The sequence below is a fragment of the Staphylococcus sp. HMSC072H03 genome (genome assembly GCF_001809305.1).
GTDB classification, from domain to species: Bacteria; Bacillota; Bacilli; order Staphylococcales; family Staphylococcaceae; genus Staphylococcus; species Staphylococcus hominis.
The window spans coordinates 201,904-214,932 of the sequence record NZ_KV796914.1 but is presented as its reverse complement, the minus strand read 5'-3'; the positions used below and the strand labels follow the sequence as shown (position 1 = coordinate 214,932).

The 13,029-nt window shown below is 31.4% G+C and carries 10 protein-coding genes and 1 riboswitch; of the genes, 7 read left to right on the top strand and 3 right to left on the bottom strand.

Annotated elements, in window-relative coordinates; translation table 11 throughout:
* Window positions 1-70 precede the first annotated feature (70 nt).
* The 4 genes from mbcS (at window position 71) to lqo (ending at window position 7,155) form a co-directional block, all read left to right on the top strand.
* The gene (gene mbcS / locus HMPREF2578_RS09785; RefSeq protein ID WP_017175438.1) at window positions 71-1,663 is read left to right on the top strand and encodes an acyl-CoA synthetase MbcS; all 1,593 of its coding nucleotides are present in this window, start codon (window positions 71-73) and stop codon (window positions 1,661-1,663) included.
* Between the two features lie 213 nt (window positions 1,664-1,876).
* Window positions 1,877-4,501: a pyruvate, phosphate dikinase gene (gene ppdK, locus HMPREF2578_RS09780; RefSeq protein WP_017175437.1), complete on the top strand. Its 2,625-nt coding sequence runs from the start codon at window positions 1,877-1,879 to the stop codon at window positions 4,499-4,501.
* Between the two features lie 6 nt (window positions 4,502-4,507).
* Entirely contained in the window at window positions 4,508-5,338 is an 831-nt protein-coding gene (locus tag HMPREF2578_RS09775; RefSeq protein ID WP_017175436.1) for a pyruvate, water dikinase regulatory protein, read from the top strand.
* A gap of 314 nt (window positions 5,339-5,652) precedes the next feature.
* On the top strand, window positions 5,653-7,155 hold the full coding sequence (gene lqo / locus HMPREF2578_RS09770; protein WP_002449218.1) for an L-lactate dehydrogenase (quinone): 1,503 nt from the start codon (window positions 5,653-5,655) through the stop codon (window positions 7,153-7,155).
* A 141-nt stretch (window positions 7,156-7,296) separates the two neighbouring features.
* Here lqo and HMPREF2578_RS09765 read toward each other — a convergent pair whose 3' ends face one another.
* Window positions 7,297-8,187 (bottom strand): fructose bisphosphate aldolase, encoded by an 891-nt coding sequence (locus HMPREF2578_RS09765; RefSeq protein WP_002449395.1) that lies wholly within the window; start codon window positions 8,185-8,187, stop codon window positions 7,297-7,299.
* Between the two features lie 175 nt (window positions 8,188-8,362).
* Here HMPREF2578_RS09765 and HMPREF2578_RS09760 point away from each other — a divergent pair, with 175 nt between their 5' ends.
* The gene (locus HMPREF2578_RS09760; protein ID WP_017175435.1) at window positions 8,363-8,854 is read left to right on the top strand and encodes a P-loop NTPase family protein; all 492 of its coding nucleotides are present in this window, start codon (window positions 8,363-8,365) and stop codon (window positions 8,852-8,854) included.
* A 192-nt stretch (window positions 8,855-9,046) separates the two neighbouring features.
* Window positions 9,047-10,381, top strand: coding sequence for a putative glycoside hydrolase (locus tag HMPREF2578_RS09755; protein WP_048680059.1), 1,335 nt, complete (start codon window positions 9,047-9,049; stop codon window positions 10,379-10,381).
* A 140-nt stretch (window positions 10,382-10,521) separates the two neighbouring features.
* Here HMPREF2578_RS09755 and HMPREF2578_RS09750 read toward each other — a convergent pair whose 3' ends face one another.
* Both HMPREF2578_RS09750 and HMPREF2578_RS09745 read right to left on the bottom strand, forming a co-directional pair.
* Window positions 10,522-11,145, bottom strand: a complete 624-nt coding sequence (locus HMPREF2578_RS09750) for an LPXTG cell wall anchor domain-containing protein (RefSeq protein WP_070508433.1) — start codon at window positions 11,143-11,145, stop codon at window positions 10,522-10,524.
* Window positions 11,146-11,311: 166 nt separating this feature from the next.
* A complete protein-coding gene (locus HMPREF2578_RS09745) occupies window positions 11,312-11,737 on the bottom strand; it encodes a hypothetical protein (protein ID WP_049382381.1) in 426 nt (141 codons plus the stop codon).
* Between the two features lie 146 nt (window positions 11,738-11,883).
* Window positions 11,884-11,990, top strand: a riboswitch (SAM riboswitch).
* A gap of 108 nt (window positions 11,991-12,098) precedes the next feature.
* Between HMPREF2578_RS09745 and HMPREF2578_RS09740 the strand changes: the two genes are divergently transcribed.
* The gene (locus HMPREF2578_RS09740) at window positions 12,099-12,914 is read left to right on the top strand and encodes a MetQ/NlpA family ABC transporter substrate-binding protein (RefSeq protein WP_017175106.1); all 816 of its coding nucleotides are present in this window, start codon (window positions 12,099-12,101) and stop codon (window positions 12,912-12,914) included.
* The last annotated feature ends 115 nt before the right edge of the window (window positions 12,915-13,029 follow it).

Here is a 13,029-nt window from a genome sequence, read left to right as displayed (position 1 = left end):
GATTGCGTGAAATTAAGATGTGTGATTTTATGAACGATGAAAACTTAAAAATTGGAAGGAAAATAAAGTAATGAATCATTTAAATTTATTAGCACCAGAGACATATAATATTGTATCTGAAATAGAAAAACATGCTTCAAATCAAAGTAAACAAGCAATTATTTATGAAAACGGTGTAGAAGAACCCATTAGTGTTACATACTCTGAATTAATTAAAAACGCTAATAAAGTAGGACATGTATTATTAAACCATGGACTAAAAAAAGGCGATAAAGTGTTAATCATGATGCCACGTGCTATCATCACGTATGAACTTTATATTGCAGCATTAAAATTAGGTATTGCAATTATCCCAAGTTCTGAAATGTTAAGAACAAAGGATTTACAATATCGTATTACGCATGGAGAAATTAATGCAGTTATTGTATTAGCTGATTTTATAGAAGAATTTAGAGATATTGAAGAATATAACGAATTAACAAAATTTGTGATTAACGGAAATCAAGAGAATTGGATTAGTATTGAAGATGAAAAAGCAAAGCAAAGTGATAAATTAGACATAGCCAATACAACAAGAGATGATGTTGCTATTTTATCTTACACTTCTGGAACTACAGGTAATCCAAAAGCTGTTACACATTCTCATGGTTGGGGATATGCTCATATGAAAATGGCACCTGAACATTGGTTAGCTATAAAAGAAGATGACTTAGTGTGGGCAACAGCTGCACCTGGTTGGCAAAAATGGGTATGGAGTCCATTCCTATCTATTATGGGATCAGGAGCGACAGCATTTGTGTATAATGGTAAATTTAATCCTTCCCGTTATTTATCACTATTACAAAACTTTAAAATTAATGTGCTTTGCTGTACACCAACAGAATACCGTATGATGGCAAAATTAGATAACTTAGATCAATACAATTTAGATCATTTACACAGTGCAGTATCTGCAGGGGAACCATTAAATAGAGAAGTAGTTGAACAATTCCGTAAACATTTTAATTTAACAGTGCGTGACGGATATGGACAAACAGAAAGTACGTTACTAATTGGTTTCTTAAAAGATACAGAACCACGTCCTGGTTCTATGGGTAAAGCTATTCCGGGTAGTCGTGTAGCAGTTGTTGATGATGATGGAAACAAAGTGGATACAAATGTAAAAGGTAATATAGCATTACCACTTGATTTCCCTGGATTATTTAAAGGTTACTTTAAAGATGAGAAACGTACAAAAGAGGCACATGCAGGAGATTATTACATTACTGGAGATTTAGCACATATCGACGAAGATGGCTATTTCTGGTTTGAAGGTCGCCGTGACGATATTATTATTAGTTCTGGTTATACTATTGGACCTTTCGAAGTTGAAGATGCACTCACAAATCATGAAGCGGTAAAAGAATGTGCAGTTGTAGCAAGTCCACATCCAATTCGTGGCAATATTGTTAAAGCATTTATTATTTTAAAAGAGGGCTATAAACCAAGTGATGATTTAGTGAAAGAGTTACAAACTTTCTCTAAAAAAGTAGTCGCACCATATAAATATCCACGTGCGATTGAATTTGTAGAAGATTTACCAAAAACAAACTCTGGCAAAATTCGTCGTGTTGAATTACGCGATGCTGAACGCACAAAATATAACAACGCTCAAAATAAATAATCATATTCACCACACTGATAAATTAGTATGTCACTAATTTATCAGTGTTTTTTTATGATGAGAATACTGATGTATCAGATAACATGAATATTGAAAATTTGTCTATATTTAGAAAAATTAAAAATAAAGATAATTTTAATTGTATTTCACGTGTTATTATGACATACTTTTAAATAATTAGTATGACATAATAAAAATTTGAGGTGATTTATAATGACTAAATATATTTATGCGTTTGATGAAGGACAAAAATCAATGAGAGATGTATTGGGAGGTAAAGGAGCTAATCTATCTGAAATGAAACGCTTAGGTTTACCTGTACCAGATGGTTTCACCATTACCACAACAGCATGTATTGAGTATTTAAAACAAGGTAAGTCATTATCTACTGACATCAAAACAGAATTAATTGATCACTTGGCTTCATTTTCAGAGAGAACCGGAAAAATATTCTCTTCTGATACTAATTTATTACTTGTTTCTGTAAGAAGTGGTGCAAAAATTTCTATGCCAGGAATGATGGATACAATATTAAACTTGGGCTTAAATGATGAGAATGTAGAAAAATTAGCTAAAAAAACTGGGGATAAACGTTTTGCTTATGACTGTTATCGTCGTTTATTACAAATGTTTGGTGAAGTCGTATATAGTGTACCTATGCAAGCATTTGATACATATTTCGAACAGTATAAAAAACAACATCATTTTGAGAATGACGCTGCCATTAGTGCAGAGGGTTTAAAAGAAATTTGTAAGCGCTTTAAGGAAATATATGTAGAAGAAGTACATAAACCTTTCCCACAAGAGCCTTTGAAACAACTGGAAGAAGCTATAGAAGCTGTATTTAAATCTTGGGATAATGATCGTGCTCGTATTTACCGAGATTTAAATGATATTCCACATGACATCGGCACAGCAGTAAATATCCAAGAAATGGTTTTCGGTAATAGTGGAGATAATAGTGGAACAGGTGTTGCTTTTACGCGTAATCCAGTGACTGGCGAAAATAAATTATTTGGTGAATATTTACTTAATGCACAAGGAGAAGATGTTGTTGCTGGTATTCGTACACCTAAAGATATCTCAACATTACATGATCAAATGCCAGAGGTTCATCAAGCATTTGTAGATGTGACAAAACAATTAGAAAAACACTATAAAGATATGCAAGATATTGAATTTACAATTGAAAATGGACAATTATATTTACTCCAAACTCGTAATGGTAAACGTACAGCACGTGCAGCTATTCAAATTGCTGTAGATTTAGTGAATGAAGGTATTATTACTAAAAAAGAAGCAATGAAAAAAGTTGAAGTAAAATCAATTGATCAACTGTTGCATCCTAATTTCGATGAGTCTTCATTAAAAGAAGCAACAGTTGTATCTAAAATGGGATTACCTGCGAGTCCAGGTGCTGCAACAGGTCAAATTGTATTTACTGCTGAAGAGGCGAAAGCACAATCAGATCAAGGTAAAAAAGTGATCTTGATGAGACCAGAAACGTCTCCTGAAGATATTGAAGGTATGATTGCAAGTGAAGCGATTGTAACCACACATGGTGGCATGACGTCTCATGCAGCAGTTGTAGCTCGTGGAATGGGTAAATGTTGTGTGACAGGATGTTCTGATTTAGAAATTAATACGAGTGCTAAGACGGTATACTATGGCAATCAAACACTACATGAAGGAGATATGGTTTCAGTTGATGGTTCAGAAGGTGACATTTATTTAGGTGAGATTAAAACAGTCAATGCTGAGCATAGCGAGTCATTCAATCAATTTATGGAGTGGTCAGAAAAGACAGCTCGTTTAAAAGTACGTATGAATGCAGAAACACCTCAAGATATTAAAGTGGGTTACCAATTTGGTGCTAAAGGCATCGGATTAGTACGTACAGAGCATATGTTCTTTGGGGCTGAGCGACTAGTAGAGATGAGACGTTTCATCTTATCATCCTCTCGTGAAGACCGTCTCGAAGCACTTAATCATATTAAACAATATCAAGTAGAAGACTTTAAAGAAATTTTTAAATTATCAGGTGAACATCCTACAATAGTACGTTTACTTGATCCGCCATTGCATGAGTTCTTACCACATTCTGAAGAGGATATTGCGAATGTTGCGAAGCAATTAAATATTTCAAAGGAAACATTAGATAAACGCATTGTGGATTTAAACGAAGTGAATCCAATGCTTGGACATCGTGGTTGTCGTTTAGCCATCACATACCCTGAGTTATATGAAATGCAAGTAGAAGCGATTATTGAAAGTGTATTTAAATTAAAAGAAGAAGGCATTCAGTGTAAACCAGAAATTATGATTCCGTTAGTGTCTACAGTCGAAGAATTTACTACTTTAAAAGAAAACCTTGTTAAGACTATTGATCAATTAGAAAAACAACATCAAGAAAGCGTAGATTACTCAATGGGAACAATGATCGAAACGCCTCGTGCATGTCTTATTTCAGACGAATTAGCAAAATATTGTGATTTCTTCAGCTTTGGTACGAACGATTTAACACAATTGTCATTTGGTTTTTCTAGAGATGATGCAGGGAAGTTTATAAATGTGTATACTGAAAGAAATATATTGAAACTTGACCCGTTCCAAACATTAGATGAAGATGGCGTTGGAAAACTAATTGAAATGGCAGTTAAACAGGCAAAGAAAGTGAACGAAAATATTAAGATTGGTGTATGTGGTGAATTAGGTGGAGATGCAAAATCTATTCATTATTTCAATCACTTACCAATTGATTATGTATCATGTTCACCATTCCGAATTCCAGGAGCAATTTTAGCGACTGCTCAGAGTCAAGTGGAGGAAAGTGAGTAATCAAAAATGAATGAAGTCGAGTCACAAGCACATAATTTAAAATTATTTATTGTTTCAGATTCAATTGGAGAAACTGCTCAACGTATGATTCATGCAACTTTAACCCAGTTTCCAGATTTAAATAATGTAGAAATAAAAAAATTTCCTTATATTAAAGATGAGGAAGAATTTTTAAATATATTAAATTTAGCGAAAGAACACCACGCAATAGTAGCTACGACATTAGTAAGTGAATCATTTAATGCACTTGGTCACGAATTTGCTAGAGAACATCATATCCCATATGTAGATTATATGTCTGATTTAATTAGCATTATTGAACACGTGACAGGTGAAAAACCATTGATGGAAAGTGGTGCGTTAAGAAAGTTAAATGAAGCTTATTTTAAGCGTATTGAAGCGATTGAATATTCAGTTAAATATGATGATGGTAAGCATTTTTCTGATATAGGCGAAGCGGATGCGTTGATTGTAGGGGTATCACGTACTTCAAAGACACCATTAAGTATGTATTTAGCGAATAAAGGCTACAAAATAGCAAACATTCCTTTAGTACCTGAAGTTAGTATTCCAGACAGTGTTTTTAAGCAAAAAGGGTTACAAGTATTTGGATTAACTGCAAGTCCACAGTATATTGCAAATATACGAAAAAGTCGTGCTGAAACATTAGGTTTGTCGAAAGAGTCTCAATATAATAATTTAAATCGTATAAAAGAAGAACTCAGTTATGCAGAAGAAGTATTTAAAAAATTAAATGCTACAGTGATTAATACTGAGTATAAATCAATTGAAGAATCAGCTTTTTATATTGAAAAGTTTTTACAAAATAATAAATAATCATTATATAAGGTTGTAAGTAAATCATTAAGTGATTGTAATGACATCATGTTATAATAAAACTTTGATCATTCAACTATTCTTACTATTTAACTTATATTGATAAATTTTTTGCTTAATTTAATGATAATGAATTCATTAATTCGAATATTTAAGTTTTTCTGATTTACAATTGACTATATTTGTTTTAACATAGTAATGAAAGACTTAACACATTACTAAAACAATATATTGATTACTAGATATTAGGGAAACAAGAGCAACAGGTAATTATAATATATTGTGAAACATAATTTTTGGAGAGGTGTACAAACATGACAGAATCAAAAGATATGATTATTGTCGGTGCTGGTGTAATTAGTACAACAGTTGCATCTATGTTCAATGAACTTGTACCTAACTGGAACATCGATCTTTATGAACGTTTAGATCGTCCAGGTATCGAAAGTTCAAATGAACGTAACAATGCTGGTACTGGTCACGCTGCATTATGTGAATTAAACTATACTGTAAGACAACCAGATGGTACGATTGACATTGAAAAAGCAAAAGAAATTAACGAACAATTTGAAATTTCTAAACAATTTTGGGGTCATTTAGTAGAATCAGGACAAATTAAAGATCCTAGAGATTTCATTCATCCTTTACCACATATCAGTTTCGTACGTGGTAAAAACAACGTTCAATTCTTAAAAGAACGTTACGAAAAAATGAAAGATTTCCCTATGTTCGATGATATCGAATACACTGAAGACATCGAAGTAATGAGAAAATGGATTCCATTAATGATGCAAGGTCGTTTCGATGATGGCTTAATGGCTGCTAGTAAAATCGACGAAGGTACTGACGTTAACTACGGTGAATTAACTCGTAAAATGGCACATAACTTACAAAACGACGATTCAAACGTAAACGTCAACTATAATCATGAAGTACAAGACTTCAAACGTTTATCTAACGGTAAATGGCAAGTTAAAATTAAAGATTTAGCTAACAATAAAGTCTTTACTAAAGAAGCTGACCATGTATTCATCGGTGCTGGTGGTGGATCTATTCCATTATTACAAAAAACTGGTATCGAAGAAGGTAAACATATCGGTGGTTTCCCAATCATTGGTCAATTTATCGCTTGTACAAATCCAGAAGTTATCGAACAACATGATGCGAAAGTTTATGGTAAAGAGCCACCTGGCACACCACCAATGACTGTTCCTCACTTAGATACTCGTTATATCGATGGTGAAAGAACATTATTATTCGGACCATTCGCAAATGTTGGCCCTAAATTCTTAATTCACGGTTCTAACTTAGATTTATTCAAATCAGTTAAACCACACAATATCACTACGTTATTAGCTGCAGCAGTTAAGAATATGTCATTACTTAAATATTCATTTGACCAAATCATCATGACTAAAGAAGGTTGTATGAACCACTTACGTACGTTCTACCCTGAAGCTCGTGATGAAGATTGGCAAGTATATACTGCTGGTACACGTGTACAAGTTATTAAAGATGATGAAAAAGAAGGTAAAGGATTCATCCAATTCGGTACAGAAGTGGTTGACTCTAAAGACCACTCTATCATTGCTTTACTTGGTGAATCACCAGGGGCTTCTACATCAGTTTCAGTAGCGTTAGAAGTTATCGAAAGAAACTTCGAACAATATTTAGATGAATGGAAACCAAAAATCAAAAAAATGATTCCTTCATATGGTGAATCATTAATTCATGATGTTGACTTAATGAGAAAAACTCGTCGTTTAACATCTAAACAATTAGAATTAGGTTTCTATGAAAATACTAATGCTAAATAAGAAAAATTAGAAAACTGTTAACAGGACATCACGTTCTGTTAACAGTTTTTTTATTAAATAAATTTAATGGTTATAACTGCTTAAAAACATGAAAAAAGTGATGAGCACGTGACTCATCACTTTTAAATAAAAATCTGACTATTAATTTTTATTTACTGAAGCATCGTAGATTGAATCTACTGCATCGCCTAAAGCTTTATCAAATTCTTCTTTTGATTGGCCTGCACGTAAATCACTTGCTAATGCACGTGAGAAGCTTGCAATTAATTCATCATTGTCTTTTAATAATTTGTTTGCTTCGTCTCTGCTGTAGCCACCAGATAATACAACAACACGAACAACATTTGGATGATCAGCTAATTCTTTGTATAAGTTAGCTTTAGTAGGGATAGTTAATTTTAGCATTACTAATTGATCATCATTTAAAGAATCTAAGCCTTTTTTAAGTTCAGCTTTTAATACTTCTTCGATTTCAGCTTTGTCTTTAGCGTTAATGTTTACTTCAGGTTCAATGATAGGTACTAAACCTTTAGCAATGATTTTTTTAGCAATTTCAAATTGTTGTTCAACAACGTCTTTGATACCTTGTTCATTTAATTCTAAGATGTTAGAACGCATTTTAGTACCGAAGATATGACGTTCAACTGCACGGTCTAAAGTTTCATCTAAGTTGTCGATAGGTTTCATTAATTGGACACCATTTTGCTCTTCAGCTAAACCTTTGTCGACTTTTAAGAAAGGAACGACACCTTTATCAGCTAAGTAGTCACCAGTATATTTACCTTCAACTTCACGATCCATAGTTTGTTCAAATAGAATCGCACCTAAAATTTTATCTGAAGTAAATGAAGGTGAAGTGACAACACGTGTACGCATATCATGTACAAGTTGGAACATTTCGTCATCATTGCTGTATTGATCTTCGTTTACACCATATTCTTTTAATGCTTTTGGAGTACTACCACCACTTTGGTCTAATGCAGCGATGAATCCTTTCCCATGACTTACTTTTTCTAATTGTTCTTTATTCATTATGCCTTTCACTCCTTTAATAAACTTTCAATATCATTATCGTAAAAAATAATAATATTCTCAAGTATAAAGTAATTAATTATTGAAATTTCTTAATTAACAATTTACAATTTTATGAAATTACCGTATTTATACATTTAATGTAAACATTCAAACATATTCAAAGGGGATTGTTATGAAACAACGTATATTAATTATTGGTAGCCCTGGTTCTGGAAAATCAACATTGGCATATCAACTACATTTAAAATATCAACTGCCACTTTACCATATTGATCAAATTCAATGGCTTAATAATAAAAACGTCATTACTTTTGAAGAATTAAAACAAAAACTTGAATCTATTGTAGTAAAAGAGGAATGGATTATTGATGGAAATTATTCTAGTACACTTAGTATGAGATTAAAATATGCAACTAAAGTCATATGGATTAAAGAACCAAGAGTAAAATGTATACTTAGAGTAATCAAGCGTTACATATATTCACTATTTAACAGAGAACATATCGGAGGAAATCCTAAAACATTAAGTTTTGAATTTATTAAGTATATTTGGGATTTTCCTAAAAATAATGAGCAATTTATCATGCAACAAATGAAAAGATCAATACCAAATGTTCAGTGGATCATCGATGATTCTAAAGCATTATCTTTACGTTTTCTTTAAAATTTTAATATATGTAAATATTAAATAGAATATTTTATAAAACTTTAGTGTATCGTATATTTTTTGTTAAAATATGCTATTCTAAAGTAAGTTAAGTTCTTATTAATTGAAGTTAGTCTTTATTTTTAAATCGTTTATATATGATAACTAAGTTCTTAATTAATACTTATATACTTTCTTGGAGGAACAGTAATGAAGAAAAATAAAATTTTTGCTGTATTAACAACAAGTGCTCTATTATTGGCGGCTTGTAGTAACGGAGATAATGCATCTGATAGTGGACAAAAAGATGGAAATCAGAAAAATGAGCAATCTAGTAATCAAAGTGGTAATAGTCAAAGTGATGCATTGAAAAAAAATAATGATAAAAATACAAATGAAAATAAAGTAGAGTATCCTAAAGATGGTGTTAAAGGGATTTATGTAACAAGTAATTCTACACAGGGTGCTAAAATGGATGAGTTAGTTAAATTCATCAAAGATTCTAATTTAAATACCATGGTTATCGATGTGAAAGATGATACAGGTAACATTACTATGAAATTAAATACAGGCAATAAACAAGTGGATAAAAATACGCTTGATATTGTAGATGGTAAAAAATTATTAAAAAAACTACATGATAATAATATTTATCCAATTGCACGTATTGTGACATTTAAAGATACAAAATTAGCAAATGAACACCCTGAATGGACATTCAGAAATAGTGATGGTTCTGTTTGGACAAATGGTAAAGGAGATAGCTTTGTTAATCCATTTATGAAAGAAGTATGGAAGTATGATATTGATGTTGCAAAAGCAGCTGCAAAAGCCGGCTTCCAAGATATTCAATTTGACTATGTACGCTTCCCAGAAGGATTTGAAAATCAAGCAGATAGCTTAACTTATAATAAAGGTGAATATAAAAATAGTCAGATGAGTTCAGGCGATCAACGTGTGGATACAATTACTAAATTCTTAGAATACGCAAATAAAGAATTAAAACCAATGGGAGTTAATGTGTCAGCTGATGTATTTGGTTATTCTGCATTAGTTGAAAATGCACCTGGTATTGGTCAAAGCTTCCCTAAAATTTCTAAAAATGTAGATGCCATTTCATCAATGATTTATCCATCTCATTGGAGTAATGGAGATTTCGGTTTACAAGCACCAGATACTGAGCCATATAAAACAGTTAATCGCTATATTCAAAAAGAAAATAGTTTATTAGATACATTAGGTAAAGATAAGCCTATTTCAAGACCATGGATTCAAGACTTTACCGCTTCATATTTAGGTGCTGGTAATTATATTGATTATGATGCAAAAGCGATATCTGAAGAAGTTCAAGCTTTAAAAGATAACGGTGTGAATGAGTTCTTATTATGGAATGCAGGTAATGATTATACAGAAGGTGTTAATTATAATCCTAAAAAAGGCAATGCTAAAGAACAAGACCCTGAAGGTGTAGAACAAACTAAAAACAAAGATGATCAACATTCTGATAGTCAAGATAATGAACAAACGGATAATAAAAATAAATAATATGGAGACCGTTTCTCGTGTATTAATTTAGTATGGAAACGATTTATCTTGTAAAACTATTTAAATGAAAGGAGTGAGTCAGCATTCATTTTGAATTTGTTGACTCACTCCTTTTTTATTTATTAAAAATGTTTAGTAGATCAATAAGAATGACTATGATGTTTTCGTTTAAGTAATAATGAAGTTCCCATAACTAATAGAAGTGAGGCTAAAAGTTGAGTTGAGTGTTGTTGTGTATCGTCTCCAGTACTTGGGAGTGTTTTAACAGAAGATTGTGATGTTTGAGTATTTTTAAGTGACTTAGAGGATGGCACCTCAGAAGAAGCAACTGTTCCTACATAATAACGATTGAGTTCACGTGCACAATCAACAGAATTAACTTGTTTATCATTAGAAGAGGAAGGTGTTTTAGCAGCTTTAGCGATACCTGATTCTGCATGAATACGTGTATCTTGAAGTTGATTAAAGTCACTATATGTACCATTTTTGTACTCAACTTCGCCATTTTTATAAACTTTATACATTCCACTGCCTTCATTTAATCTATTATGACTTATAATTTCAAAGTATGCGCCTTTGTCAACAGTACGACCCAGTCGTTGTAGATTTGGATTACCTCCACTATTAGATAATGCCTCTGTAGCAATTTGTTTAGCGTTTTCTTTAGTCACTAAGTCAGCAGTATGTGCTTCTACAGATTGAGTCGTTGTAAGTAGCATTGTACTTGTTAAAAGTGTAGATGCGATGAAAGATACTTTCTTCATAATGAAAACCCCATTTCATTCATGATCAATTACAACTAGAGTGTAGCATTTGAATAGATCAGAAACAGGGTTTTAAAAAAAATCATAATAAATCTTTAACTTAACTTAAAGAATAAATGTTTTGTAAACATTAAATCAATATTTATCACATAATTTATATAAGGTATTAATATTTCTTTTTAGAAAAATATGAAATGGAACAAGCCATTAAAATCATAAAAATAATATGAGCAATCATCCATAAACCGTATTCTGTCCAGTTAAAGTGAAAGAATGAACGCTTTGCCATAGCGATGAGTGACGGATAAAGAGAGGCAAAAACAATCATTAATAAGACATAACTTAGTTTATATAATGGTTTAAAGACATGATAAATAAGTAAGAAAATAAAATATATTAACCATCCTATAAAAATATGAATGGCTAGTTCTAATAATAATGGCGTTTTGCTTGGGTCAATTAAGAAATCAATATTAATTAACAATAAAGTAAGATGAGTCGATTGAACTAAGACATCCATTATAGCCATTGTAATTAATAAGATGATACTTATAACTAAAGCACTAAGACAATGATAAAAATAATAGATCATAATTTCCCTCCTTCTTATATACATAGTATAAGAATATTCCCTGAAATATTTGGTTTAACACTTTTTAAATTTTTAGAATATTAAAAAAACATATTGACCAACGTTTAAATCAATGATAAGTTATTAATAATTCAATAATCTATTAACTCTTATCAAGAGTGGTGGAGGGATGTGCCCTACGAAACCCAGCAACCGTCATGGTATGACATGGTGCTAATTCACATAAAGTTAATCATACTTTAGAAGATGAGAGAAAGTGTATCGATGCTTTCTCTTAATAGTAGAAAGTATTTTTTTATGTCTTTACATATCTAGTAAGAGTAAATGAGAGTTGAAAATTTATAAAAAGGTGTCAATACATATGAAAAAATTAATAGGTATGATCAGTATTGTATTAGTAATTATTACGCTAACGGCTTGTGGAAATCAGAAAGAAGATAATAAAAAAATTACCGTAGCAGCGTCGCCAGCACCTCATGGTGATGTGTTGAAAAAAGCTAAAGAAGAAATGAAGAAAAAAGGATATGATTTAGAAGTCAAAGAAGTTAATGATTATAAGGTGCCTAATAAATTATTAGATAAAGGCGATGTTGATGCGAACTTCTTCCAACACGTTCCATACTTGAATGCTGAAAAGAAAAGTCATGGTTATAAAATTGAAGAATTAGGTAAAGTGTTTACAACGCCTATGGGTGTATATAGTAAAAAATATAAAAATTTAAAAGACATTCCAGATGGATCGACGATTTACGTTTCTAATAATCCTGCAGAAGAAGGACGTTTTCTATCTTTCTTTGTTAATGAAGGATTAATTAAATTAAAAAAAGGCGTTAAAATTGAAAATGCAAAATTTGAAGATATTGCTGAAAATAAAAAACACTTGAAATTTAACCATCAACAAGGGGCAGAGTTTTTACCAAAAACATATGAGAATGGTGAAGGAGCTGCAGTCATTATAAATTCAAACTATGCGCTTGATAATGGTTTAAAACCGTCTAAAGATGCTATTGTTATGGAAGGTAAATCATCACCATTTGCGAATACGATTGCCGTGCAAGAAGGTCATAAAAATGATGAAAAATTCCAAACATTATTAAAAGTTATGCAATCTAAAGAAATCAAAGCGTATATTAAAAAAGAATATGGCGATGATGTTATTCCATACGAAAACAAATAAGTCATAAAAGGTCTCTATTAGAGGCCTTTTATGATTTACTTTTATAATTGTTTAAAAGATAGAAACAATATATTTTAATTTTTCTGAAAATATTTACAAATCTGACAATTATTAG

What these genes read in the sequence shown, in the direction of transcription:
- mbcS (WP_017175438.1), top strand. Translation starts at nt 71, where the DNA reads ATGAATCATTTAAATTTATTAGCACCAGAGACATATAATATTGTATCT.
- ppdK (WP_017175437.1), top strand. Translation starts at nt 1,877, where the DNA reads ATGACTAAATATATTTATGCGTTTGATGAAGGACAAAAATCAATGAGA.
- HMPREF2578_RS09775 (WP_017175436.1), top strand. Translation starts at nt 4,508, where the DNA reads ATGAATGAAGTCGAGTCACAAGCACATAATTTAAAATTATTTATTGTT.
- lqo (WP_002449218.1), top strand. Translation starts at nt 5,653, where the DNA reads ATGACAGAATCAAAAGATATGATTATTGTCGGTGCTGGTGTAATTAGT.
- HMPREF2578_RS09765 (WP_002449395.1), bottom strand. Translation starts at nt 8,187, where the DNA reads ATGAATAAAGAACAATTAGAAAAAGTAAGTCATGGGAAAGGATTCATC.
- HMPREF2578_RS09760 (WP_017175435.1), top strand. Translation starts at nt 8,363, where the DNA reads ATGAAACAACGTATATTAATTATTGGTAGCCCTGGTTCTGGAAAATCA.
- HMPREF2578_RS09755 (WP_048680059.1), top strand. Translation starts at nt 9,047, where the DNA reads ATGAAGAAAAATAAAATTTTTGCTGTATTAACAACAAGTGCTCTATTA.
- HMPREF2578_RS09750 (WP_070508433.1), bottom strand. Translation starts at nt 11,145, where the DNA reads ATGAAGAAAGTATCTTTCATCGCATCTACACTTTTAACAAGTACAATG.
- HMPREF2578_RS09745 (WP_049382381.1), bottom strand. Translation starts at nt 11,737, where the DNA reads ATGATCTATTATTTTTATCATTGTCTTAGTGCTTTAGTTATAAGTATC.
- HMPREF2578_RS09740 (WP_017175106.1), top strand. Translation starts at nt 12,099, where the DNA reads ATGAAAAAATTAATAGGTATGATCAGTATTGTATTAGTAATTATTACG.